Here is a 24146-nt window from a genome sequence, read left to right on the forward strand (position 1 = left end):
GCTCCGGATACGTCGACATGGCCTGGCACACCGGCTCACACCACTGGACCGGCAACCTCTCCGCCATCTCCTACGAGATCCCCCGCGCCGACCTCAAGGCCGGCGACATCCTCAACGACGCCGCCAACCACGTCTTCCTCTTCAACGCATGGGAAGCCGACCACACCTACTTCTCCTACTACAGCTTCGGCTCCAGCCCGGTCCAGAAGGTCAACCACGTCTCCATCAACGCCGGACAGCTCGACGGCCACCCCAACGGCAACTACGTCGCCCGCCGGTACAACAAGATCGTCGACGACGCCGGGGTCTCCAGTCGTCGGATCTACGAGGCCAGCAGCGCGAACTCCTGGATCAACCAGTGGACCGGCGTCAGCGCCACCGGGGGTCTCTCCGTGGTCGAGGTCAACGGCACGAAGCTCATCTACTCCGTGGACGCCAACGGCCGGGTCAACGAGGCCAGCAGCGCGAACTCGTGGATCAACCAGTGGACGGGCGTCACCGTGCCCGCCACCTCGAAGCTGTCCGTGGTCGCGGTCAACGGCACGAAGTTGATCTACTCGATCGATGCGAACGGGCGGGTCAACGAGGCCAGCAGCGCGAACTCCTGGAGCAACCAGTGGACCGGGGTCACCGCCGCCCCGGGCTCGAACCTGTCGGTGGTCGCGGTCAACGGCACCAAGTTCATCTACTCGATCGATGCCAACGGGCGGGTCAACGAGGCGAGCAGCGCGAACTCGTGGATCAACCAGTGGATCGGCGTCACCGTGCCCGCCGGCGCGAACCTGTCCGTGGTGGCGGTCAACGGCACCAAGCTGGTCTACACGATCGATGCCAACGGGCGGGTCAACGAGGCGAGCAGCGCGAACTCGTGGATCAACCAGTGGATCGGCGTCACCGCCACCGGGGGCCTGTCCGTGGTCGCGGTCAACGGCACCAAGCTGGTCTACACGATCGACGCCAACGGGCGGGTCAACGAGGCCAGCAGCGCGAACTCGTGGATCAACCAGTGGACCGGGGTCACCGCCACCTCGGGTCTGTCGGTGGTCGCGGTGAATGGCACCAAGCTCGTCTACTCCTACTGATCCGCGCCCAGCACGAAGGCCCGACCCAGTAGTAACCCTCCGCGTCGCGGGGCGCGGACCACCCGGTCCGCGCCCCGCGACGCGTTCCGGCCAGGACATGCCATGCGTCCGTAGGCCGGGGGACACCGCGGCGACCGGATCGACCTCATGCCGGGTCGGCGGCCCCCAGGCGGCGGACGACCACGCCGAGCACCGCCGCCACGGGTACGAGGCCGAAGCGCCGGGAGTCGAGGCTGTGCGGGTTGTCGCCCAGCACGGCCAGGTACCCGGCCGGCACCACGGGATCCGGCACCGCAGCGGCCATCTCCGGTGGCACCGGGTCGCCGGGGGTCGCGGTGGCCCGTTTGACGAGCCAGGGCGGGTCGCCGGGGCGCGGCCGACCCGGAGGCGCGAAGACGAGGGGCGTTCCCCGTCGGACGGTGCGGGTACGGCGGACGAGGAGCCGGTCGCCGTCGTGGAAGGTGGGGGTCATGCTCGACCCGACGACCGTGACCACCCGGTACCGCACCCGGGCCCCCGCGAGCCCCGCGCCGGCCAGGACCAGGAGCACCCCCAGCCAGATCATCGGCCGGTCACCAGGTACGCGAGGTCGCCCCACCTGCTGATCAGGAACCCGCCCAGGCACCCGACCCCGATACCGGCCAGCATCCCCACGGCGTCGGCGGGTCCCTCCCGGACGACGAGACCCAGCGCCGACGTGGCGAGCAGGACCAGGTTGCGGGCCAGCTCGCCGGGGCCGAGGACGCTGACCGGCCCGAAGCACGCGCACCTCACCCGGCGCCGGCTCCGGACGGCCCAGCCGGCGACGACGGTGAACGCCGCCAGCAGGGCGCCGCCGAGCGCGAATCCGGCGACCGCCGCGCCGGGTACCACCAGCAGGACCGCCGCGACCGCTTCGGTGACGGGGACGGCGACCGTGACGAACGGCCGCGCCGCGCCCGGCAGCCAGGCCAGGTCGGCCAGGCTCGCGCGGAACCCGGCCAGCGCCCGGAACTTGCCGACGCAGGCGAGGACGAGGACCACCACGAGGGCGGCCCGGCAGGCGTAGCCGACGACGCTCATCCGACCGTCCCGGCGGCGCTCATGCGGCGGTCCCCGCGTAGCCGGCGGCCTGGAGGGCGAAGAGTTCGGCGTACCGGCCGCCCGCGTCGACCAGTTCCGCGTGCGTGCCCTCCTCGAGGACCCGGCCGGCCTCCAGGACGACGATCCGGTCGGCCTCCCGGAGCGTGTTCAGCCGGTGCGAGACGAGCAGGCTGGTGCGCCCGGACCGGTGCCGGCGCAGGATCTCGTGGATCTGGTGCTCGCTGACCGCGTCGAGGCCGGAGTTCGGCTCGTCGAGGATCAGCAGATCCGCGTCGTCGCGCATCAGGGACCGGGCCAGCGCGACCCGTTGCCGCTGGCCGCCGGACAGGGCCACGCCGCGGCTGTCACCGGTCTCGCCGAAGAAGATCCGGCTGAGCAGCGTCCGGTACCCGTCCCGCAGTCCTTCGACGATCGCCGCCGCCCCCGCGAGCCCTGCCGCGCGTTCGATCGCGGGCCGGTCGTCGAGCCGGGCCACGTCGCCGACGCCGATGTTCTCCGCGACGGTGAGGTCGTAGGCCATGAAGTCCTGGAAGGTCGCCCCGATCCGGCCGCGCAGGCCGTCGATCGAGAACGTCCGGATGTCCCTGCCGTCCCAACGGATCTCCCCGCGCTCGGGATCGTACAGCCGGCACAGCAGACTGATCAGGGTGCTCTTGCCGGCGCCGTTCACCCCGGCCAGCCCGGTCGCCCGCCCGACGGGGATCGTCAGGTTCAGGCCGCGCAGCACCCACGGACCGTCGGCGTCGTAGCGGAACCACACGTCGCGGAACTCCACGCCGAGCCGCAACGGGTCGGGGACCCCCGCACCGTCCACCAGGTCCGGTGGGGCGTCCACGACGTCCAGGTAGTGCCGGAACAGCCGCACCGCCTGCGCGGCGTCGGTGAGCTGGGTACCGACCCCGGAGATCGCCGCCTGCAACCCGGCGACCGCGCTGAGGAACAGCACCACGTCACCGGCCGTCAGGTGGCCGCCCGCCGCGCGGAACACCACGACCGCCGACCCGGCCGCGAGGGTCACCGCGCTGAGCAGGGCCAGCCCGCCCTGGGTCAGGGCCATCCTCCGCTGGACCCGCAGGTCCGCCCCGCTGACCTCCAGCGAGGCGCGCATCATCCGGGAGTGGAACAGGTCCCCGAGCCCGAACAGCCGGTGCTCGGCGGCCCCGGCCAGCTCGGTCTGCAACCCCTGGTACATGAACCGGGAACGCCGGGCGGTCATCGTCTCCTCGGCCGTCCGGGCGAACCGCCGCGCCATGCCCAGCTGGGCGAGCAGGTGCGGGACGGCGGCCAGCGCCAGCATGACGGCCATCGGCGGCCACACCGCCAGCACCAGGACGAGGAAGCCGGCGGACCCCAGCACGGCCCGGACCGCTGTGAGCAGGAAGGACACGCACGCGCCCGGTGCGTGCTGCGCCGTGCCCTCCGCCAGCCGGAACCGGTCCTGGAACGCCGGGTCCTCCAGTACCCGCAGGCCGCGCAGTCGGCTCGCCGCCCGGTAGAGCCGCTCCTCGACGTGCAGGCCGATCCGGGTCCGCAACCAGACGGTCAGATAGCTGGTCAGGTACCCGGCGCCGGCCGCCGCCCCGCCGAGCAGGGCGGCCGCGGCGGCCAGCCAGGCGAGGTCCCCGGCGGGGCGGGCCGGGCCGCTCAGCCCGTCGATGAGCAGCTTCCCGGCCCACGCGGCCAGGACCGGCAGCCCGCTGACCGCGGCACCGACCGCCAGGACCGCCACCCCGCGCGTCCCTGCCGCCGCCCAGCCGGTGAGCAGGGCGGCCCGTACGGCGCGCCCGCTCACACCCCGGCCCCGGCCGCGACGCCGTTGTCCACTTCCCGGATGACCCCGTCCGCGACCCGGAGCGTGGTCGGGAACAGGGCCACCCCGAAGGCCCGCCCGACCGGTCCGTCCATCGGCGTGACACCGGCGCGGGCGAAGAACGGGACCTTGGCGAGAACGGCCTCCGTCTCGCCCCCCGGCTCGCCCATCACGAACACGAACGTCGGTTCGGCTCCGGGCAGCGCGGCCAGCGTCCTCGTGCACGGGGCGCAGCCCGGCAGCGCGAACACGACCGTGGCCGGCCCGACGAGCAGGTCGCGGTGCGTGAGGGTCGCCCCGTCGGTCATCGTGGTGGCGAACGTCGGCACCGGGTCGCCGACCCCCGGGGCGGCGGGCCCGGCCGTGGCGCCGTCGCGCAGCCGGCGGATCACCGCGAAGGTCAGTACCAGGTTGAGCAGCACGATCGCGGCCAGGATGAGCACGGCCGCCGCCAGCAGAGATTCCATCAGTGTCCCTTTCAGACGGTCAGGGGAGGGTGGCGCCGCGACCCCGTGGGCGGCGCCACCCCGATCTCGGGCTCCTAGCAGGGCGCCCCTTCGGTGGTGCAGTGGCCGCCGCAGTTCTGGTAGGCCTTGCTGCACCGCCACAGCCCGCCACCGAGGGGTACGCAGTAGCAGCCGCAGTAGTCCCCGTGCGAGGGCACGCAGGCGCCCGCGGTGCTCGAGGGCAGCAGGCGGCCCAGCAGGCGGTCGCCGAACCTCGTCATCAATCTGGTCATGACGCTCCTTCCAGAGGTCTCACACCTGGGCAGTCCAGGCCCGGCCCGGTTCACAGTGGAGGCGTGAAAATCCGGGGCGGGCACGAGACTTGCCGACGCCGCTGTCACGGCGCTGTCATGAGTGCCGGCCGGGAGGCGGACCGGCACGAGATCTGGACCACACTCGACGGAAGGGACTACGGGTACAGGCGCCCCGAACAGCACAATTCCGAAAGGGCCTACCGGGCGTACCCCAAAGGTCCGGATCACCCCGGCGTGACATCGGAGACGACATGGAGATCGGCCTGCTCGGCCCGCTGGACATCCGCGACCACGGCCGCCGGATCGCGGTCACCTCGGCCAAACAGCGCACCGTGCTCGCCGCCCTCGCGCTCCGGGTCCCCGAGGTCGTCAGCGCCGAGCAACTGATCGACCTCATCTGGGACGGGCAGCCACCCGCCACCGCGCGGAGCGTCCTCCAGGCGCTCGTCATGCGGCTGCGCCGGCTCCTCGGCCCGCACGTCCTGGTCACCCGGGCGCCCGGCTACCTGCTGGCCCTGCCGCCGGAGGCGATCGACGTCCACCGGCTGCGCGACCTGCGGACCGCCGCCGACCGGGCCGCGGCGACCGGCGACGTCGAAGGCGAGGTCGGGTGTCTGCGCCAGCTGACGGCCCTGCGTCGCGGCCAGACCTTCGCCGACATCGCCTCGGAGACCCTGCACCGGGAGTACGCGCCGCTCCTGGACGAGCAGCTCGTCGAGGCGCGGGAACGCCAACTGGCCGCCGAGCTGGCCCTGAGCCGGCACCACCTCGTGATCGACGACCTGCGCTCCTTCGTGCTGGCCCACCCCCTGCGCGAGCACGGCCGGGCCATGCTCGTCACCGCGCTGCACCGGACCGGACGGCGCGCCGAGGCGCTCACCGCCTACGAGGACGCCCGGCGGACCCTGGCCACCGAACTGGGCGTCGAGCCCGGGCCGGACCTGCGCCGGGCCCACGCCGCCGCCCTCGACGAGCCCGCCGCGACCCCGGCCCCGGCCACCCCGCCACCGGCCCAGCTACCCGCCGACATCGGCGACTTCACCGGCCGCTCCGGAGTGCTCGACCAGCTGGCCGCCCGACTCGACCCGACCGGCGCGGCACCGTTCGTGGCGGTGGTCTCCGGTATGGGCGGGGTCGGGAAGACCACCCTGGCGGTACACCTGGGCCACCAGCTCAGGGCCCGGTTCCCCGACGGCCAACTGCACGCCGGGCTGTCCGAACCCGGCGGCCGGCCCGTGCCCGCGGTGGACGTCCTCGGCCGGTTCCTGCGGGACCTGGGCACCCCGGAGCGGCAGCTGCCCGCGGGGCTGGAGGAGCGGGCCGCCCGGTACCGCAGCCTGCTCGCCGACCGTCGGGTCCTGGTCGTGCTGGACGACGCGGCCGACGCGGCCCAGGTCCGGCCACTGCTGCCCGGTACCCCCACCGGCGCGGTCCTCGTCACCAGCCGCAACCGACTGTCCGGCCTGGCCGGTGCCACCCGGATCGACCTGGACGTCCTCGGGGAGACCGACGCCGGGGCGCTGTTCGCCACGATCGTCGGCGCGGACCGGGCACACGGCGACCAGCGGGCCACGGCGGAGATCCTGGCCGTCTGCGCCGGGTTGCCGCTGGCCGTCCGGATCGCCGCCGCCCGACTCGCGGCCAGGCCGGGCTGGAGCCTGCGCACACTCGCCGACCGGCTCACCGAGGCCCGCGGCATCCTCGACCAGCTGGCCACCGGCGACCTCGCCGTCCGGGCCAGCTTCGAGGTCAGCTACCGCACGCTCGCCGCCGGCAGCCCCGCCGAACGCGTGGCGGCCCGCGCGTTCGGGTACCTCGGCTGGTGGCAGGGCGCCGACCTGGCCCTGCCGGCGGCCGCCGCCCTGCTGGGCCTGGCCGAGCCGGACGCCGAGGACGCGTTGGAGACCCTGGTCGACGCGCACCTGGTCCAGACCGCCGAGCCCGGCCGCTACACCTTCCACGACCTGCTGCGGGTGTACGCCGCCGAACGCGCCGCCACCGACGCCCCGGGGGAGCGCGCCGCGGCACTCGCCCGGCTGTCCGCCCACTACCTCGCCGCCGCCACCGGGGCCGCCCGCGACGCGGACCGCCATCCCCACGCCCCGGCCACGGCCGCCGCCCGGGCCTGGCTCGACGCGGAGCGCGCCAACCTGATCACGGCCGCGGCCCTGGAGCACCGGCTCTCCCCGGTGCTGACCGGCTACCTGCAGACCCACGCCCACTACGGGGACGGGGTCCGGCTGCACACCCTGGCGGTGGAGGCCACCGGCAACGACCCGGTCGGACACGCCCGCGCGCTCCACGACCTCGGGCACGCGTACCTCCAGCAAGGCCACTACGCCACCGCGCTGGAACACCTGCGTCGAGCCGCCGCCCGGTACGCGGAGCTCGGTGACGAGGCCGGCGAGGCCCTGGCCCTGGAGGTGACCGGCGAGCTGCACGGACAGCGCGGCGAGCTCGACCAGGCGCTGGCCCAGCTGCTGCGCGCCGCGGACCTGCGGCGCTCCGCCGGCGACCCGTACAGCCAGGCCGGCGGGCTGGTCAACCTCGGCACCGCGCACGGGCGGCTGGGCGACCTCGACCGGGCCACCGCCGCCTGGCGGGAGGCGCTGGTGCTCGGCAGGGAGGCCGGCAACCAGCGCGCCGAGGGCGCCGCGCTCGCCGGGCTGGGCATCGTCCACCAGCGCGGCGGCCAGTACGACCTGGCCCTGGAGTACCTGCACCAGTCCCTGGACCTGCACCGGGCCCGGGGTGACCGCCGCGACGAGGGCGGCACCCTCAACAACCTGGGCGTCGTCTACGGCCGGCTGGCGCGCTACCCCGAGGCGGCGCACCACTTCCGCCAGGCCCGCCAGCTGCACGCCGAGATCGGCAACCGGGCCTCCGAGGGGCAGTCGCTCAGCGGACTGGGCACCGTCCACGAGCGACTCGGCGCCTACGACGAGGCCATCGCCCACCACGAGTCGGCCCTCGCGCTCGGCCGCCAGATCGGCGAACGCAACCTCCAGGCCCAGTCGCTCAACGGCCTCGGCTCCGCGCACCTCGGACGGGGCGAGCTCCAGGCCGCGCTGGACCGGCACACCGCCGCCCTGGGGATCGCGGAGGAGACCGGTGGCCTGATGGACCAGGCCCAGGCGCACGAGGGCATCGGGCACGCCCGGCACGCCCTCGGCCAGACGGCACTCGCCCGGCCGCACTGGGACCGGGCGCTGCGGACGTACACCGGGATGGGCGTCGTCGAGGCCGACGAGCTGCGGGCGAGGCTCGCCGACCAGGACCCGCACTGATCCGAGCCCACGCTGGCAGCCGGCCGGCGGGGCACCGGCGTCCCCGACCGGGCCGTCAGACCCGGACGGTGAGCTGACAGATGTTCGCGGCGTACGCCGTGGTCATCCCGACCGACTGGTACAGCTGGTACGCCCCGGTCGGATTCGAGGTGTCCACACCGAGCCCGGTCGCGTTCCGGCCGCGCGCCGCGTGCCCCGCGAACGCCGTCTCCAACAGCAGGCGCCCCAGCCCCCGGCCCCGGTGCGCCGGCCGCACGCCGAGCAGCTTCACCCAGCCCTCGCCCCGGTCGGCCCGCTGGTCGGTGGAGCGCAGCGCGGCGGCCCACTCGCCGTCGACCTCGCACACCAGGCAGTCGTCCCACTGCCCGGAGTCGTCCGCCGTGTACGGCCGCCGGGCGGTCGCGAACGCCTCGACCATCACCGCGTGGAACTCGTCCCGCTCCCCGGTCGCCATCGGCCGGACCACCACCCCGGCCGGCGGAGTGGGCGCCTGTTCCGTCCCGGTCAGCTCCCGGCTCATCCGCGCGCTCTGGTACTCGAACGCGAAGCCTGCCCCGGCCAGGGCCGACAGCCACCACTCCTCGGTACCGGGCACCCCGCCCGCGCGGACCACCAGCTCGGACCGCCCGGCCGCCCGGGCCCGCTCCGCGCAGCGCGCCAGCAGCAGGTCCAGCACCGGGCGGTGCGCGTCGCCGACGGCGTCGGGGTGCCGGTACACCTCGCAGAACACCGAGTTCTCCTCCGGCTCCAGGTAGCCGAGGCAGACCACCCGGCCGTCGGGGTCCCGGACCAGCCAGGCGTCGAGGGCCGGGTCGAAGTCCGGGGCGGTGAGGATGTCGCGGACCTGGGACTCGTCGAACTCGGGCGCGCCGATGGAGGCGACGTCGCTGGCGTGCAGCATCACCAGGATGTCGGCCACGTCGTGCGCGGTGGGCCGGCTGAGGGAGTGTCCGGCGGGGAGGGCTGTCATGGGGCCAGTCTCAAGGCCCGACCATCCGAGCGCCATTCCTTTTCCTCCGGGCACCCTTCGGCCCACCGGGAGCGTTCCTCCGGGCACCCCTCGTCCCGCCGGGAACCTTCCTCCAGGCACGCTTCGGCCCACCGGAACGCACCGGACCCGAGGCGCCGGGCGTCCGGCGCCGTCACTGCGGGTTGAGGTGGACCGGCGCGTCCGGGCAGCTCAGACACACGAACAGTCGCAGCGACCCCCAGCGGCCGACCTGCACCCCGGTCGGCTCCTGTAGGTCGAGGCGGTCGGGGTGCGCCCAGTCGACGTGCCCCTCCTCGACGGGCCGCCAGCGGTCCCGGGTGCCGCCGTCGTACTCGGCCGAGGCGATGACCAGCAGCAGGCTGGTCGGTCCGGCGCAGCGCGGACACGGTGTCGGCACCGGGTCGGTGGTCGTCCACGCGGCGTGCCCGCCGACCTTCCAACCGGGGGCCGTCAGCGCGCTGGCGTGGTCCTCCGCCCACGACTCCAACGAGTCCCGCAGTCCGGCGGGCAGCTCCGTCGGATCCGGGTACTCCACGACCTGCTCCGGATGCAGCCCGCACGCCCGGGGCAGATACCGCTCGTCGCCGGCCCCGCCACCCGGAGGCTCGGCCAGTTCCCCCGTCACGTCGGCCTCGCGGCGCCACCGCAGCTCCAGCGTCGGCCCCACGAACCCGTCCTGGGGGTGGTCGAACGGGCACCACAGCACCTGGAGCAGGTCGGCGCCGCCCGGCCGGGGCAGGTCGGGGACGTCCGCGGCCCGCAGCTGGGCGACCGCGACCAGGGGATTCGGCGGGACGTGCGCCCGCGACGCGTACCGGTGGCCGACCGCCGGGCCGTCGCCCTCGGAGCCCCAACCGACGAACCCGGGGCCGACCAGCCGGGCGAGCTCCTCCATCAGCTCCCACTCGCCGTCGGCGAGCACGTGCCGCTGGGTGCGGCGCGCCTCCGCCGCCGCGAACCGCTCCATCAGCTCGGCCGGCAGCGGAACGTCCTCCAGGACCGTGTGCGGGGTGTCGCAGACCGGCCAGGGCTCGTCGGCGGGCCAGCGCAGGGGCCCGCCGACGTGGCTGTCGGCGGCGGTGACCGGGCCGGGCCGGGGGTGCAGCCGGGTCGTTGTGCGCCCGTACGCCTCCAGCTCGGCCAGCCGGGCCCGGAGCTCCGGCGGCGCGGGTGGTGTCCTCACCGGCCGATGGTAGACACGGCGGCCGCGCGAACCGGCCAGCGGGTCGCACCGAGCGGTTCCGGGCCGCCCGGTTCAGCCGCCGTGCCGCCGGAGGCGGTGGAACGCGTACCCGCAGAGCAGGGCCGCGAGGGTGGCGTACACGGCGAACTCCCACCACTGGAACGTCCAGTAGCGGTCGCCCGGCTGGTAGGTGACCGCCTGGTGGTACGTGGCGCCGATCCGCGCCACACAGTCCCGCATGCCCTGCGCGACCTCCGCCGGAACCGGGCCCGCCGGGCCGCCGCCCTGCCCCTGGCCGATGGTCGGGCACGCCGCGCGCAGCACCTCGTCGGTGAGCGGCCGTCCCGCGTCGTCGACGACGTGGACGGACCGGATCCAGGCGTCCGGGATGTCCGGTGGCGCCGGTTGCAGAGCGGGTTCCGGGACGCCGAGGAGGATGCTGCCGCCGGAGCCGTATCCCGTCGTGTCCGGGTCGAGGGGGACGGTGGTCCGCCGTGGCGTGGCCGCCAGCGGCCGGATCCAGCCCGTCACGATGATCCGGAGGCCGAGCAGGCCGACGAGCGTCAGGGCCATGGCCGGCAGGGTCCGGCGCAGGACCAGGCCGGCGGTCACGCCGAACGCGAGGGCGAACAGCGCGTACCCGACCGGTGCCAGGTCGCGCTGGTCGAAGGTGCCGTAGACCGCCGCCGTCGCGGTGTCCAGCGGTGCGGCCCACCACGTGACGAGCGCGGTGAGCAGGCCGGTGGTCGCGACCGTCGCGGCGCCGAGGACCCCCAACTTGACCGCGAGCCACCGGGTCCGGCCGACGCTCTGGGCCCAGGCCAGTTCGTGCGTGCCGGCCTCGAACTCCCTGGCCACCATCGGCGCGCCCAGGAAGAGGCCGAGGAGGGCGGGCAGCACGATCACGACGAGCCCGACCACGGTGTTCAGGGGCGTGTTGGCCTGCACGAACGTGAGGAGGGCCGGACAGTCGGTCTCCGTCCCGCAGGCACGACGGGCGGCGGCGGCTGCGGTGACCAGCCGCGGCCGGGTCACGAGGAGCACGGCGGCGACGGCGACGGAGCCGGCCGCGAGCACCCAGGCCGGGGCACGGAACTGTCGGAGGGCGAGGCTGATCACGGGGCCGGGGTCCTTTCGTCGGCGGCGCGGGTGAGTTCGTCGAGCACGATCCGGTCCAACCCGGCCGGGGTGGCGCACAGGTCCGCGATCGAGGACGCCAGACGGACCCTGCCGCCGGCGAGCACGACCACGTGGGTACAGCAGTGCGCCAGGTCCGCGACCAGGTGGGTGGAGAGCACGACCGCGCCGCCCGTGGCCAGGGCCGAGGCGGCCGTCTCGTCCAGGAACGCCCGCCGCGCGAGCGGATCGAGAGCGGCCACCGGTTCGTCGAGGACCAGCAGGTCGGGGCGCTTCGACAGGGCGATCGTGAGGGCCAACTGCGCGCGTTGTCCGCCGGAGAGCCGACCGGCCCGCTGCCGGAGCGGTAGCCCCAGGCGGTCGATCCGGCGCGCCGCCGCGGACGCGTCCCAGCGGCGCGGGTTCAGCCCGGCGCCCAGGTTCAGATGGTCGGCGACGGTCAGACCGGCGTAGACCGGGGCGTCCTGCGCGACGAACCCGACCCGGCCGGACCGCATCACCGCGCCGGGTGCGCCGCCGAGCACCCGGACGGTGCCCGCGGTCGGGGTCAGCAGGCCCACGACGAGCCGCAGCAGGGTGGTCTTGCCGGCGCCGTTCGGCCCGACCAGGCCGACGATCGCGCCCTCCGGCACGGCCAGGGTGCAGTCGGACAATGCCCATCGCCGCCGGTACCGCCGGGCGAGGGCTTCGGTTTCCAGGATCATGCCGTCGAGTTCTACGCCGGGCCGGGTGACAGCCCGGTCACACGGGACTGTCACCGCGCTGTCACCCGCCGGCTGGCATGCTGGGCCGATGCGGGTACTGGTCGCCGAGGATCACCGGTTCCTCGCCGAGACGATCGCGACGGGGCTGCGCCGGGCGGGCATGGCCGTCGACGTGGTCACCGACGGCGGCGAGGCGCTGAACCGGTTGGACCTCGCGCCGTACGACGTGCTGGTCCTCGACCGCGGCCTGCCCGTCGTGTCCGGTGACGACGTCTGCCGGCACGCGGGCCGGCGCGGGCTGCCCGCGCGGATCCTGATGCTCACGGCCGCGGGCACGCTCGCGGACCGGGTCGACGGGCTCGACCTCGGCGCCGACGACTACCTGACCAAGCCGTTCGACTTCCCGGAACTGGTCGCGCGGGTCCGGGCGCTCGCCCGGCGGTCCGTCGCACCCGTGCCGCCGGTGCTGCGCGTCGCGGACGTGGAACTGGACCCGGCCCGCCGGACCGTCACCCGCGCCGGGCGCCCGGTGGCGCTCACCCCGAAGGAGTTCACCCTGTTGGCCTACCTGATGGCGCGCCCCGGCCGGGTGGTGTCCACGGAGGAACTGCTCGACCACGTGTGGGACGAGGCCACCAACCCGTTCACCACCACGGTGAAGACCACGCTCGGCCGGCTGCGGGCCAAGCTCGGCGCGCCGGCGGTCATCGCGACGATCCGCGAGGGCGGGTACCGTGTCGACGACTGACCGGCCGCGGCTGCGTACCCGTCTCGCCCTGCTCTACGCCATGACGGCGGTCGTCCTCGGGGCGGGGCCGGTGGTCGTCGTCGGTCTGGGCGCCTGGTCCGGTGGTTCCGCCCACGAGGCCGGCATCCCGGTCGCCGCGGGGCCGCCGGACAACACCGGCACCGTACTCCTCGCGGCGGCCCTCGGACTGTTCCTGGTGGCCCTGGTGGCAGGTCCGATCGGCTGGGCGCTGGCGGGGCGGGCGGTCCGACCACTCCGGGAGCTGACGGCCGCCGCTGGCGGGGCGGCCCCGGGCCGGCTACCGGGCCACGGCGAACTCGGCAGATACCAGGAGTACGCCGAGCTGTCCGCCACGCTGACCGGCCTCTACGCCCGCCTCGACGCCGCGTACGCCGCACAGCGCCGCTTCGTCGCCGACGCCTCGCACGAACTGCGCACCCCCCTGACCGTCCAACGTGCGCTGATCCAGGTGACGCTCTCCGATCCGGACGTCGACGCGACCTCCCTGCGGGCGGCCTGCGAGAAGGTGCTCCAGATCGGGGCCGAGCAGGAGCGCCTGGTCGCGGCGCTGTTGGCGCTGGCCCAGGGGGAGCGGCGCCCGGTGGCGGCCGAGCCCGTCGACCTGGCCGTCCTCGCGGCGGAGGCGTGCACCGCGCGCCGGCCCGCGGCGGCGGACCGGGACCTCACCCTCCGGCGGGACCTCCAGCCGGCCGTCGTGATCCGGGCGGATCCGACGCAGTTGTCCAGTCTGATCGGCAACCTGCTGGACAACGCCGTCCGCCACAACGTCGACGGCGGCCGGATCGACGTCACCACCCGAGCGGAGGCCCGGCGCGCAGTCCTCACCGTGGGCAACACCGGACCCGTCGTGCCGGCCGACGCGGTCGGCCGGATCCTCCAGCCGTTCCAGCGCCTCGGCCCGACCAGCCCGGAGGACGGGAGTTCCGGCCTGGGGCTGGCGATCGTGCGCGCCGTCGCCGCCAGCCACGACGCCGAGCTGCGCGTCCGGCCCGGCGTCCAGGGTGGACTGACCGTCACGGTCGCCTTTCCCCCGGGCTGACCGACCGGGGCGCGGGCGTCCCGTCACGCCTCCAGGGCGGCGTCCCACCGCTGGCGCAGCTCCGCCGGCTCGAGCAGCGCGCAGTCGCCGCACTTGCCGCCCGCCGGGATCTGGTAGTGCAGGCAGCAGCTGCGCCGCACGTAGAAGCTCCGTCCCCGGTGCGCCGCGAAGGTCCCGGCCCCGGCCAGCGGACCATGCTCCAGGAGCGGCCCGCAGTCCACCACCGGGGCCGGGCCGCTCCGGGCCACGGTCTCCAGCGCCCCCGCGACCGAGGCCGCCACGTTGCCCCACAGCATGCCGACCGCCCCGGGCGCCCGTTCCCGCACCGCGTCCACCACCGGGCCGAGGTGGCCGTCGATCAGGTCGGCCCACCACCGTCCGACGTCCCGGTCGTCCAGCGGTCGGCTGCCGGCCGGCTCCGTGAGCAGGAACTGGAAGCCGTCCGTGGGGACGTAGCGCCAGCGGACCCGGTCCGGGTGCACGTCGAGCAGCACGCCCCGGGTGGCGTACGCCGCCACGACCGGGCCCAGCAGGCGGGACGCGTAGCCGAAGACCGTGAACGAGCCGGCGACCCGGGGCGTGCCGATGGCGAAGCGGCGGGCCACGGTGTCGATCAGCCGGTCGGTGGTCGCGTCGGCGGCGCACAGCTCCCGCACGGTGCTCCAGCCGGGGCCGGCCGGTCCGGTGCGCAGGGTGTATCGGGGGACCGCCGCGACCGCGGCCAGGACATCGAGGAGCTCAGCGCGGGGTACGGCGGTCACGGGTCCATCCGGTGGGTGCGGTGGGCGAGGGTGTCGAGCCAGACGGTGTCGTGGCTGACGACGACGAGCGCGGTGCCGTGGCCGGCCGCCTCGGCGAGCAGCTCGGTGATGGCCGCGGCGGTGATCACGTCCTGCCGCGCGGTCGGCTCGTCGGCGACGACGAGCGCGGGGCCGGCGACGAGGGCGCGGACGATCGCGATCCGCTGGCACTGCCCGCCGGACAGCTGACCGGGCCGCGCCGTGGGGTCGAGGTGCCCGAGCCGGGCCCGGTCGAGCCACTCGGCGGCGACGGCGCGCAGCCCGGCGGGGTCCGTCCGGGGCCGGCCCGGGGCGGTCAGCGGTTCGGTGACGCTGCGCCAGATCGGCCAGCGCGGGTCGAGGCTCGCGTGCGGGTCCTGGAAGATCGGCATCACGTAGCCGGGGCGCGGGTAACTGGCGGCGCGGTCGCGGCGCCACGCGGGTTGGCCGGCGTAGTGGACGGTTCCGGTGTCCGGCCGTTCGATCCCGGCCAGGAGGCGGAGCAGCGTCGACTTGCCGGAGCCCGACGGTCCGCTGATCCCGAGGATCTCGCCGGGCGCGACGTCGACGCTGACCCGGTCGACGGCGGTGATCCGGCCGAGGCGGGTCCGGTAGCCCCGGGTGACGTCCACGGCGGACACGACGGCGGTCATGACTCCTCCCAGCAGGCGACCCCGCCGACGAGTACGGGTTCGCGGTCCCGGCACACGTCGGCGACCTGGGCGCACCGGTCCGCGAAGGTGCAGCCCGGGCCCGGCTCGCCCCGCAGCGCCGGGGGAGTGCCGGGCAACGCGGTCACCGGGGCGCCGCCGGGTCGCGGGGTGGCGGCGAGCAGCGCCCGGGTGTACGGGTGCCGCGGGTTGTCGAGCAGCTCCGCCGTGGGCCCGGTCTCGACGATCCGGCCGGCGTACATGATGACGATCCGGTCGGCGTGCCGGGCGACGAGGCGCAGGTCGTGGCTGATCAGCAGCAGTGACCGGCAGGAGCCGCGCAGGGTGCCGAGGATGTCGTCGGCGAGGTGCGCGTCGAGGGCGCTGGTCGGCTCGTCGGCGATGGTCAGTACCGGCTGGTGCGCGCCGGCCGCCGCGATCGTGGCCCGCTGCAACATGCCCCCCGACCAGCGGTACGGCCGTTCGGTGAGGCGCCGCGCGGCGTCGGCGATCCCGAGCGCGTCGACCCGGCGCACCACCTCGCCGCGCGGTGGCCGCCGGCCGTGGTGCCGCCACGCCCCGCCGACGTGGTGCCCGACGGAACGCAGCGGATCGCAGGCGGCGTACGGGTCCTGGGCCACGTAGCCGACCACCCGGCCCCGGAGCCGGCGCAGGCCCCGTCGGTCGAGGCCGGCCAGGTCGGTGCCGTCGACGGCCAGGGTGCCGCCGAGCGTGACCCCGGCGGGCAGCAGCCCGAGGACGCTCCGGGCCAGGGTGGTCTTCCCGCACCCGGACTCGCCCACGATGGCCACGCACTCACCGGCGGCGACCGTCAACGAGACGCCGCGCACGGCCCGGGTGCCGTCGGGGTAGGTGACGACGAGGTCCGTGGCGCTCAGTACCCCCGGAATGTCCTGTGTGGTCTTGACCTGTGGGGTTCGGCGCAGGCGGGTGGGGCGCGGGCGCGGGTCGACGGCGTCGCGGAGGGCGTCGCTGACCAGCATCGCGGACGCGACCATCGCGGCGATCAGCACCGTGGGGCCGATCAGCAGCCACGGGGAACTGACCAGGGAGCCCTGGCTGTCGGCGAGCAGCTGGCCGAGCTCGGCGGTCGGCGGTTGGGCGCCCAGGCCGAGGAACGACAGGCCCGCCAGGGTCAGGGTGGTCTCGCCGACCGTCGTCGTGGCCGCGACCAGCACCGTCGTCGTCGCCCCGGGCAGCACGTGGCCGAACAGGATCCGGATCCGGCCGATGCCGGCCAGCCGCGCGGCGGTCACGTCGAGCCGGCGGTCGCTGCCCAGCACGGCGCCGCGCGCGATCCGGGCCGGATACGCCCAACCGGACGCGACGATCGCCAGGATCAGATGCGTGGAACCGACGCCGAGCGCCCCCACGACCGCGAGCGCGATGATCTGCGACGGCAGCCCGAGCAGCGCGTCGATCACCCGGCCGACCACGGCGTCCACGACCCCGCCCAGGTAGCCGGCCAGGCCGCCGACGGTGATCCCGATAACCGTGGTGAGAGCGAACACGACGAGTACCGCCTGGAGGGACTTCCCCAGGCCGGCCAGCGTCCGGGCCAGCTGGTCACGGCCGGACTGGTCGGTGCCGAGCCAGTGCTCCGCGCCGGGCGGGGTGAGCTGGTGGGCGTAGTCGGGCAGGTCGGGGTCCACGCCGAGCAGGACGGGGCCCGCGACGGCGAGGGCGAGGACGGCCACCGCGATCCCGACGCCGGTCCACATGCCCAGGGTCATGGCCGGCCATCCGCCCCGGGGCGGCTGCACGGACGCCGGACTCACGACCGCCCACCCGCCCGGGCCAGCCGCGGATCCACGGCGACGGCGACCAGGTCCACCACCAGCGACACCGCGACATACACCGCGATCGCCAGCAGGGTGTACGCCTGCACCACCGGCAGGTCCCGCGCCGTGATGGCCTGCACCGCGTACCGGCCGACCCCCGGCCACGTGAACACCGTCTCCACGATCGGCGCCCCGCCGAGCAGCGCGGCCACCCCGGTCCCGACCACGGTCAGGAACGGCACCAGCGCCCCCGGCAGATCGTGCACCAGCAGCAGCCGCGACCTGCGCGCACCGCGCGCCGTGGCCACCTCGACGTGCGGCGCGCCCCCGGCCCGCAGCAGCTCGGCGCGCAGCAGCCGCGACCACGCGGCGGCCGTTCCCAACGACAGGGTCAGCGCCGGCAGCCCGACCGTCGCCCAGCTCCCGTCCGTGATGATCTGGAAGTGCCCCAGCCGCAGCACCACGACGTGCAGCAGCGCGAGCCCGACCACGAAACCGGGCAGCACCAGCACCGCCGAGGACAGCAGCCGGATCGCCGCGTCCGGCCACCGGCCCGCGGTGACGGCGGCGACCGTGCCGAGCAGCAGGGCCGCCGCCAGCGACAGTCCGACCGCGACGACGGTGAGCCGCACCGTGGCCGGCAGCCGCTGGCCCAGCTCGTCGGCCACCGGCCGGCTGGTGGCCCAGGACGTGCCGAAGTCGCCGCGCACCGCGCCGGCCAGCCAGCGGCCGTACCGGGTCACCGGATCGCCGGTCAGCCCGAGCTCGACCCGCTTGGCCCGCACCTGCTCCTCGGTCGGGTGCGCGACCCCGTTGGCCGTGAGGACCCGGTGCGCCGGATCGCCCGGCGCCAGGGCCAGCAGCGCCCAGACCAGGACGCTGCCGACCAGCAGGGTCAGCACGGCCTGGCCGATCCGGCGCAGGACCGTGTTGCGCATCAGTACGCGTCGACCCACAGCAGGCCCACGGGCGGTACCGCGTAGCCGCGCAACGTCGGCGAGGCCACCACGGGTACCCGCTTGAGCGACAGGTACAGGCTGTACACCTTCTCCTCGATCACGATCTGCTGCACCCGGGCCATCAGCTTGTCCCTGGCCGCCGGGTCGAACGTCTCCGCCAGCTGCCCCGCGAGCCGGGTCAGCTCCGGATCGTCGACCCCGCCGTAGTTGTTGTCGCCGCCCGGGGTGAAGTTCGCGATGATCGGGGTCACCGGGTCGGTCTGGGTCCAGTCGATCGCCCCGTTGCCCATCACCGCCGCGTCCCAGCCGGTGGGGGTCTTCACCGTGGCGGTCACGTCGTCGATCTGGCGGACCTCGACGGTGAACCCGACCGTCTTCAGCTGCGCCTGCACCGCGACCGCGACGGTCTTCGAGTCCGGCTGCTGCGGGTACGTGAGCAGCGTGAACGCCAACGGTGTGCCGCCCTTCGCCCGGGTACCGTCGGCGTCCTTCGCCCAGCCGGCCGCGTCGAGGAGCCGGTCCGCCTTCGCCGCGTCGAACGTCTGGTTGCGCGCCGCGTACGGCAGGAACGCCGGGTAGAAGCCGACCGACGTGTCGTACAGCCCGTTCATGACCTGGGTGGCGAGCTGGCCGTAGTCGATCGCGTGCGACAGCGCCCTGCGGACCTCCACGTCGGCCAGCGGGCCGGTGCGCGGGTTGAGCACCAGCTGGAAACCCTCTGCGGCGGTACCGGCCGCCTGGTTGAGGAACACCGCGTCCGCCCGGCCCCGCAGTTCCCGGGCGGCGGACGTCGGCGGGTACAGCGCCAGGTCGGCCTCCCCGTGCTGCACGGCCAGGATCCGGGCCTGCGCGTCGGGGATGAACCGGACGGTCAGCCTCTCCAACTTCGGCGCCGACACCGTGTACCCGGGGGTCGGCGTCATCGTCATCGCCTCCGAGGTCAGCCCGGTGACCGTGTACGGCCCCGACCAGATCCTCGCCGCGATCAGCTCGGCCGGCTTCCCCTTCACCGGCAGGTACCCGGCGTGGTCGAAGATCGGGAACATCGACTCGTGGGCGAGCAGGCTCGGCACGTACGACGTCGGCTTGACCGTGGTGAGCGTGACCGTCAACGGCCCGTCCGCCTTCACGGTCGCCCCCGGCAGCATCGGCTTCACCGAACTGTTGTCGGTCAGGCTGAACGTCATCGCGGCGGCGAGCGCGGCCCCGTCGAGCGGCTTGCCGTTCTGGAAGGTCAGGTTCGGCCGCAGCTTCAGGGTCCACGCCGTCGGACCCGCCTGGGCCGGCGCCGACTCCAGCAGCCACGGGACCAGTTTGCCCCCGGCGACCGGCTTCATCAGCAGCGCGCCGAACCCGAACTCCGGCGCCCAGAACCCGCTCTCCAGCGGATCGAGATCCTTGACCGCGAAACTCGTCGCGATCGTCAACGTCGTGACCTTGCCGTCCGCCGGCTTGTCGGTCGACGTACCCGTGCAGGCCGAGGCCCCCAGGGCCAGCCCGAGCACGGCGATCAGAAGCCTGCTTCCACTGCCTGTCCGCATTGCCGCTCTCCCTCGCGAGATCCGACGCAAGCCGGGTCGGCGGGAGACCACGCGTGAACCGGCCCAGGGCGCGGCACGGCGTCGGCGAGGCCCCTCCCACGAGACCCGGAACCGGCACGCGCGTTGGGCGCGTGCACCGACGGCAGATATTCGGACTCGTGGGCGGTGCGCCGACAGACGCTGCCTAGTGGCCGTCGCTTCCCAGGACGTGGCGTCCCAGTGCTGTTGACGGCGGTCGTTCCCACATACCGCTGCGGGGCAGTCCCGGATTCACACCGGGTTCCCTGTTGCCACGCCACCGCCGTGCGGGAGGGGGCGTACCGTTGGCGAGCAGGAGCATACACACCCCGCCCCGACCGGGATAGCGAGTGACTCACACCCGTCACCTCTTGCGGAGTGTCCGTCACTGTCCGCAATGCTCTGCACGGCCCGGGGCGCCTTCCGCGCGGCGCCGTGCCATCAGTGTCCTGGGGCGACCACGCGCGTCGCGGCCTCGTAACCGGCCAGGGGCAGGACCACCTGGGCGTGGCAGCCCCGCGCGCCGCACTCGCACGCGAAGGGATAGCCGGTCGGCGCCACGGGCGGGACGTGCGCCGTACCCAGCCAGGTCCGGATGTTGTCGGCCACCACACCGTTCTCCCAGCGCCGCGCCGCCCGGACGTCGGCCGGGTCGACCTCGGGCCCGACGACAGCGGGCAGCGCGTCCTCGACGGCGACCAGGACCGCCTCGACCGGCAGGGTGCCGTCGACCGGAACGACCGGGAAGCCGCGCGCGGCGGCCAGCTCGACCACCCGTTGCCCGTGGAGCCGGTCCTTCTCGATCCGGTTCTCCAGCGCCTGCCGGGCGTCGGCGGTCGGCGGCAGCGGCCGGCGTTCCAGCACCGAGCGTTGGAACGGGGCCGTGGAGACGAGGAACACGGCCGCGTCGCCGTCCGGCACCAGGTCCGGCAGCACCTGCGGCCCCTCGACGACCACGGGCGGCGACGGTGGCAGGGCGGCCAGGTCGGCGAGAACCAGCGGCCAGCGCTTGCGGGCCAGCGCCTCGAACTCGGCCGCCTGCTCGACCGGGGTCAGCCCGAGCCACTGGTCGTCGGGGCTGCGCTCCGGCTCCGGCAACCGGGCCTCGTGGCTGTGCCAGAACGCGTCCACGGGGAACACCCGCAGGCCGTGTCGGCCGGCGAGGATCCGGGTCAGTGTCGTCTTCCCCGAGCCGGTGCCGCCGCCGATCCAGACCGTGACCATGTCCGCCACAGTACCGACACTCCCCGGTCCGGGCGCACCCCCAGGAAGCGAGGATGTCCCAGTGAGGCCGGAGGGCGTACACCCTCCGGCCCGGCGTCCGTCAGCGCGGCTTGAGCGCCCGCAGCACCTCCGGCACCTCCCCGGGACACAGCACCCCGAGCCGCCGCGTCGACCGCGTCAACGCCACATACAGATCGTTGTGCCCGCGCGGCGACTCGTCCAGGATCGCCTGCGGATCCACGATCAGCACGGAGTCGAACTCCAAACCCTTCGCGTCGCGCACGGTCAGCACCTGGTCCCGGCCGCCGACGGCCCGCAGCTCGGCCCGGCTCTCGGGCACGATCACCCCGACCCGGCCGTGCGCACCCTCCTCGGCGACCAGCGCCGCGACCCGGCCCGCCAGGTCGCCGGTCTGCTCCACCCACGGCTCGACCCCGACCGACCGGACCGGACGCGGCGCTGTCAACGCGGGATCCAGTTCGGCGAGGACGTCGGCGGCCACGGCCATGATCTCCGCCGGGGTGCGGTAGCTGACGGTCAGTTCGGCGAGCCGCCAGCGCTCGGCCACGTACCTGCCGAGGGCGTCCTGCCAGGAGGCCGTGCCGGCCAGGTCGCCGGTCTGGGCCACGTCCCCGACCAGCGTCATCGACCGGTTGGGGCTGCGGCGCATCAGGAGCCGCCACGTCATCGGGGACAGCTCCTGCGCCTCGTCGACGATGATGTGCCCGAACGCCCAGGTCCGGTCCGCCGCCGCGCGCTGGGCCGCGGTGAGCCGTTCGGCGTCCTCCTGGCGTTCGGCGAGCTGGCCCGCGTTGACGACGTCGGCGGCGAGGAGGAGTTCCGGGTCGATTTCGTCCTCGAGGTCGATGGACCGGGAGCCGAGCGCGATGTCGAGCACGCCCTCCGCGTAGTCGGCGTCGACCGCCGGGCCGGCGACCTCGACGACCTCCTCCTCGCCGAGCAGCTCGGCGGCCTCGTCCAGCAGGGGCACGTCGGCGGGGGTCCAGCCGCCGCCGGGCCGGTACAGCGACAGACGTTCCGCGGGGGTGAGCAGGTCACCGGCGGCGATGTCGATCCGGTCGCGGTCGGCGTAGAACTCGGCGAGCAGGCGTTCGGGGGTCAGGTCCGGCCACAGTTCCTCCAGGGTCGCGGCCACCTCCGGGTCGGCGGCCAGCTCCTCGCGGATCTCGACCAGGTCGGCCGGGCCGAGCAGGTTGTCGCCGCCCAGCGGGTCCGCGCCGATCCGGTCGGCGGCCTGGCGGACCAGGGCGTCGAGGACGTCGTCGGCGAACACCGCGCGGGCCAGGTTGTGCGGGCGGCCGGTGCCCAGGGCGCGGGTCCGGGCCCGGTCGCAGGTGACCGGGTCCAGCCAGAGCGGTTCGCGGTCGTAGGTCAGTTCGATCGGCTCGTCGGGGACGCGCTGCCGGTCGGCGACCGCCCCGGCCAGCACCTCGGCCAGCACGAGCCGGCCCTTCACCTCGGCGACGTGCGCCGGTTCGGCCGCCGTGGCGGTCACGCCGGGGAACAGGCCGCCGGGGGTACGCAGCAGCACGCCCGTCTCCGCCAGCGACGGCAGCACCTGGGAGATGTACCGCAGGAACGTCGGGTTCGGCCCGATGATCAGCACGCCGTGCCGGGACAGCTGTTCGCGGTGCGTGTAGAGCAGGTACGCGGCCCGGTGCAGGGCGACGGCCGTCTTGCCGGTGCCGGGGCCGCCCTGCACGACGAGGACCCCGCCCATGTCCGAGCGGATGATCACGTCCTGCTCGGCCTGGATGGTCTCCACGATGTCGCGCATCCGGCCGGTCCGCCGGGCGTCGAGGGCCGCGAACAGCGCCGCCTCGCTGGCGATCCCGACCTCGGTGTCCTCGCGGGCGGCCTCGGCCAGGTCCAGGACCTCGTCGTCGAGTTCGGTGACCCAGCGGCCCTGGGTGCGGATGTGCCGGCGGCGGCGGACCCCGTCGGGCGCGGCGGCCGTGGCCAGGTAGAACGAGCGGGCCGCCGGGGCGCGCCAGTCCATCAGGAGCTGCGCGTGCTCGCCCCCGGCGTCGAACAGCCCGATCCTGCCGATGTGCCGGACGGTGCCGTCGTCGAGGTCGAGGCGGCCGAAGCACAGGCCGTGCTCCAGCGCGCCGAACTCGACGACCTGGTCGGTGTAGAGGACGCTCGCGGAGTCGCGCTCGGAGCGGTTCTGCGGCGTGCCGCCGGGCGTGTAGTGCAGGGCGGTGGCCAGCCGGTCCTGCGCCTGGGCGCGCAGGGTGTCGAGCTGGCCGTAGAGCATGGACAGGTAGTCCTGCTCCTCACGGAAGTCGGCGGCAGTTGACAAGCGAACTCCTTGTTTGGTACCGTCATGGCCAGAACCGCTTTTTACGCGGTTCTTTTTTGTTGCACGAACTTCCCAGTATAGCCACGCCCCGTCGCTACGGTGGTGTGATGACTCCTCTCGCCGTCACAGGATCCACCGGGCAGCTCGGTGGCCGGGTCGCCCGGCTGCTCGCGGCGGCCGGCCTGCCGCTGCGCCTCCTGGTCCGCGACCCCGCCCGCGCCCCCGACCTGTCCGCCGAACTCGCCGTGGCCTCCTACGGGGACGGGGAGGCCGTCCGCTGGGCCCTCGACGGCGTCGAGACGGTGTTCATGGTCTCCGCCGCCGAGTCCCCCGACCGCCGCGACCAGCACTTCACGTTCGTGGACGCGGCGGCCGCCGCCGGGGTCCGCCGGGTGGTCTACGTCTCCTTCCACGGCGCGAGCCCCGACGCGACGTTCACCCTCGCCCGGGACCACTGGGCCACCGAACGGCACATCCGCGCCTCCGGGCTCGCGTCCACGTTCCTCCGGGACAACCTGTACCTCGACTTCCTGCCCCACATGGTCGGCGCGGACGGCGTGATCCGGGGGCCGGCCGGCGACGGCAGGGTGGCCGCCGTCGCCCAGGACGACATCGCCGCGTGCGCCGCCGCCGTGCTCACCGACCCGGCCGCGCACGACGGGGAGAGCTACGACCTGACCGGCCCCGAGGCGCTGACCCTCGCCGAGGTCGCCGCCGTCCTGACCGCGCGGACCGGGCGGACGGTCACCTACCACCCGGAGACCGTCCCGGAGGCGTACGCGTCGCGGGCCTCCTACGGCGCCCCCGACTGGCAGCTCGACGCGTGGGTGAGCACGTACACGGCGATTGCCGCCGGGGAACTGGCGGGCGTCAGCGACGCGGTTCCCCGGCTCTCCGGCCGGCCGGGGACCACGCTGTCCCAGCTTCTGGGCTCACGTTCCGTCAAACCTCCCGAGGTGGTCGGATAGTCGACAATCGACTGGTTGCTATGCCATGGCTACG

The 24146-nt window shown here is 74.7% G+C and carries 20 protein-coding genes, 1 pseudogene and 1 riboswitch; of the genes and pseudogenes, 5 read left to right on the forward strand and 16 right to left on the reverse strand.

The features are described from left to right. A pseudogene (locus tag PT931_RS25440) lies at positions 1-1082 on the forward strand (hypothetical protein); the annotation flags it as partial. Between the two features lie 145 nt (positions 1083-1227). Here PT931_RS25440 and PT931_RS25445 read toward each other — a convergent pair. The 5 genes from PT931_RS25445 to PT931_RS25465 all read right to left on the reverse strand — a co-directional run bounded on the left by PT931_RS25445 (position 1228) and on the right by PT931_RS25465 (position 4714). Then, complete coding sequence (locus PT931_RS25445) at positions 1228-1647, reverse strand: S26 family signal peptidase (protein WP_456248216.1); 420 nt, start codon at positions 1645-1647, stop codon at positions 1228-1230. Then, positions 1644-2144, reverse strand: coding sequence for a MauE/DoxX family redox-associated membrane protein (locus PT931_RS25450; protein ID WP_456248217.1), 501 nt, complete (start codon positions 2142-2144; stop codon positions 1644-1646). The genes PT931_RS25445 and PT931_RS25450 overlap by 4 nt, the downstream gene beginning before the upstream one ends. A gap of 19 nt (positions 2145-2163) precedes the next feature. Continuing rightward, positions 2164-3957, reverse strand: coding sequence for an ABC transporter ATP-binding protein (locus PT931_RS25455; RefSeq protein WP_456248218.1), 1794 nt, complete (start codon positions 3955-3957; stop codon positions 2164-2166). Next, positions 3954-4442, reverse strand: coding sequence for a TlpA family protein disulfide reductase (locus PT931_RS25460; RefSeq protein ID WP_456248219.1), 489 nt, complete (start codon positions 4440-4442; stop codon positions 3954-3956). Before PT931_RS25460 ends, PT931_RS25455 begins: the two co-directional genes overlap by 4 nt. Before the next feature lie 74 nt (positions 4443-4516). Beyond that, positions 4517-4714: a hypothetical protein gene (locus PT931_RS25465; RefSeq protein ID WP_363720139.1), complete on the reverse strand. Its 198-nt coding sequence runs from the start codon at positions 4712-4714 to the stop codon at positions 4517-4519. Between the two features lie 272 nt (positions 4715-4986). Between PT931_RS25465 and PT931_RS25470 the strand changes: the two genes are divergently transcribed. Beyond that, positions 4987-8022, forward strand: a complete 3036-nt coding sequence (locus tag PT931_RS25470) for an AfsR/SARP family transcriptional regulator (protein WP_456248220.1) — start codon at positions 4987-4989, stop codon at positions 8020-8022. A 55-nt stretch (positions 8023-8077) separates the two neighbouring features. Here the strand turns inward: PT931_RS25470 and PT931_RS25475 are convergent, their stop codons facing one another. The 4 genes from PT931_RS25475 to PT931_RS25490 form a co-directional block, all read right to left on the reverse strand. Beyond that, the gene (locus tag PT931_RS25475; RefSeq protein WP_456248221.1) at positions 8078-8992 is read right to left on the reverse strand and encodes a GNAT family N-acetyltransferase; all 915 of its coding nucleotides are present in this window, start codon (positions 8990-8992) and stop codon (positions 8078-8080) included. Between the two features lie 172 nt (positions 8993-9164). Then, positions 9165-10196, reverse strand: a complete 1032-nt coding sequence (locus PT931_RS25480; protein ID WP_456248222.1) for a hypothetical protein — start codon at positions 10194-10196, stop codon at positions 9165-9167. 72 nt (positions 10197-10268) lie between these two features. After that, positions 10269-11315, reverse strand: coding sequence for an ABC transporter permease (locus PT931_RS25485; protein WP_456248223.1), 1047 nt, complete (start codon positions 11313-11315; stop codon positions 10269-10271). Then, positions 11312-12037: an ABC transporter ATP-binding protein gene (locus PT931_RS25490; RefSeq protein WP_456248224.1), complete on the reverse strand. Its 726-nt coding sequence runs from the start codon at positions 12035-12037 to the stop codon at positions 11312-11314. The genes PT931_RS25485 and PT931_RS25490 overlap by 4 nt, the downstream gene beginning before the upstream one ends. A gap of 88 nt (positions 12038-12125) precedes the next feature. Between PT931_RS25490 and PT931_RS25495 the strand changes: the two genes are divergently transcribed. Beyond that, the gene (locus PT931_RS25495) at positions 12126-12785 is read left to right on the forward strand and encodes a response regulator transcription factor (protein ID WP_456248225.1); all 660 of its coding nucleotides are present in this window, start codon (positions 12126-12128) and stop codon (positions 12783-12785) included. Further along, complete coding sequence (locus tag PT931_RS25500) at positions 12772-13845, forward strand: sensor histidine kinase (RefSeq protein WP_456248226.1); 1074 nt, start codon at positions 12772-12774, stop codon at positions 13843-13845. The genes PT931_RS25495 and PT931_RS25500 overlap by 14 nt, the downstream gene beginning before the upstream one ends. Positions 13846-13868: 23 nt before the next feature. Here PT931_RS25500 and PT931_RS25505 read toward each other — a convergent pair whose 3' ends face one another. The 7 genes from PT931_RS25505 to PT931_RS25535 form a co-directional block, all read right to left on the reverse strand. Then, positions 13869-14606 (reverse strand): (2Fe-2S)-binding protein, encoded by a 738-nt coding sequence (locus PT931_RS25505; protein WP_456248227.1) that lies wholly within the window; start codon positions 14604-14606, stop codon positions 13869-13871. Next, positions 14603-15277: an ABC transporter ATP-binding protein gene (locus tag PT931_RS25510; RefSeq protein WP_456248228.1), complete on the reverse strand. Its 675-nt coding sequence runs from the start codon at positions 15275-15277 to the stop codon at positions 14603-14605. Before PT931_RS25510 ends, PT931_RS25505 begins: the two co-directional genes overlap by 4 nt. Further along, the gene (locus tag PT931_RS25515; protein WP_456248229.1) at positions 15274-17028 is read right to left on the reverse strand and encodes a dipeptide/oligopeptide/nickel ABC transporter permease/ATP-binding protein; all 1755 of its coding nucleotides are present in this window, start codon (positions 17026-17028) and stop codon (positions 15274-15276) included. The genes PT931_RS25510 and PT931_RS25515 overlap by 4 nt, the downstream gene beginning before the upstream one ends. A 41-nt stretch (positions 17029-17069) precedes the next feature. Next, positions 17070-18014 (reverse strand): ABC transporter permease, encoded by a 945-nt coding sequence (locus tag PT931_RS25520; RefSeq protein ID WP_456248230.1) that lies wholly within the window; start codon positions 18012-18014, stop codon positions 17070-17072. Next, positions 18014-19576: an ABC transporter substrate-binding protein gene (locus PT931_RS25525; protein ID WP_456248231.1), complete on the reverse strand. Its 1563-nt coding sequence runs from the start codon at positions 19574-19576 to the stop codon at positions 18014-18016. Before PT931_RS25525 ends, PT931_RS25520 begins: the two co-directional genes overlap by 1 nt. Positions 19577-19700: 124 nt before the next feature. Beyond that, positions 19701-19916: riboswitch (cobalamin riboswitch) on the reverse strand. A gap of 119 nt (positions 19917-20035) precedes the next feature. Beyond that, on the reverse strand, positions 20036-20818 hold the full coding sequence (locus tag PT931_RS25530) for a hypothetical protein (protein WP_456248232.1): 783 nt from the start codon (positions 20816-20818) through the stop codon (positions 20036-20038). 100 nt (positions 20819-20918) lie between these two features. Next, complete coding sequence (locus tag PT931_RS25535; RefSeq protein ID WP_456248300.1) at positions 20919-23099, reverse strand: HelD family protein; 2181 nt, start codon at positions 23097-23099, stop codon at positions 20919-20921. A gap of 152 nt (positions 23100-23251) precedes the next feature. On the opposite strand from PT931_RS25535, the gene PT931_RS25540 reads away from it, so the two are divergent. After that, positions 23252-24112 carry an SDR family oxidoreductase gene (locus PT931_RS25540; RefSeq protein ID WP_456248233.1) on the forward strand — a complete coding sequence of 287 codons (861 nt, stop codon included), beginning with the start codon at positions 23252-23254 and terminating at the stop codon, positions 24110-24112. The last annotated feature ends 34 nt before the right edge of the window (positions 24113-24146 follow it).

The organism is Longispora urticae (assembly GCF_053902585.1).

Bases quoted from the DNA above. Each gene is read 5' to 3' on its own strand.
- PT931_RS25450 (WP_456248217.1), bottom strand. From the start codon at position 2,144: ATGAGCGTCGTCGGCTACGCCTGCCGGGCCGCCCTCGTGGTGGTCCTC.
- PT931_RS25510 (WP_456248228.1), bottom strand. From the start codon at position 15,277: ATGACCGCCGTCGTGTCCGCCGTGGACGTCACCCGGGGCTACCGGACC.
- PT931_RS25525 (WP_456248231.1), bottom strand. From the start codon at position 19,576: ATGCGGACAGGCAGTGGAAGCAGGCTTCTGATCGCCGTGCTCGGGCTG.
- PT931_RS25520 (WP_456248230.1), bottom strand. From the start codon at position 18,014: ATGCGCAACACGGTCCTGCGCCGGATCGGCCAGGCCGTGCTGACCCTG.
- PT931_RS25540 (WP_456248233.1), top strand. From the start codon at position 23,252: ATGACTCCTCTCGCCGTCACAGGATCCACCGGGCAGCTCGGTGGCCGG.
- PT931_RS25465 (WP_363720139.1), bottom strand. From the start codon at position 4,714: ATGACCAGATTGATGACGAGGTTCGGCGACCGCCTGCTGGGCCGCCTG.
- PT931_RS25530 (WP_456248232.1), bottom strand. From the start codon at position 20,818: ATGGTCACGGTCTGGATCGGCGGCGGCACCGGCTCGGGGAAGACGACA.
- PT931_RS25475 (WP_456248221.1), bottom strand. From the start codon at position 8,992: ATGACAGCCCTCCCCGCCGGACACTCCCTCAGCCGGCCCACCGCGCAC.
- PT931_RS25470 (WP_456248220.1), top strand. From the start codon at position 4,987: ATGGAGATCGGCCTGCTCGGCCCGCTGGACATCCGCGACCACGGCCGC.
- PT931_RS25445 (WP_456248216.1), bottom strand. From the start codon at position 1,647: ATGATCTGGCTGGGGGTGCTCCTGGTCCTGGCCGGCGCGGGGCTCGCG.
- PT931_RS25495 (WP_456248225.1), top strand. From the start codon at position 12,126: ATGCGGGTACTGGTCGCCGAGGATCACCGGTTCCTCGCCGAGACGATC.
- PT931_RS25460 (WP_456248219.1), bottom strand. From the start codon at position 4,442: ATGGAATCTCTGCTGGCGGCGGCCGTGCTCATCCTGGCCGCGATCGTG.
- PT931_RS25515 (WP_456248229.1), bottom strand. From the start codon at position 17,028: ATGACCCTGGGCATGTGGACCGGCGTCGGGATCGCGGTGGCCGTCCTC.
- PT931_RS25535 (WP_456248300.1), bottom strand. From the start codon at position 23,099: ATGCTCTACGGCCAGCTCGACACCCTGCGCGCCCAGGCGCAGGACCGG.
- PT931_RS25490 (WP_456248224.1), bottom strand. From the start codon at position 12,037: ATGATCCTGGAAACCGAAGCCCTCGCCCGGCGGTACCGGCGGCGATGG.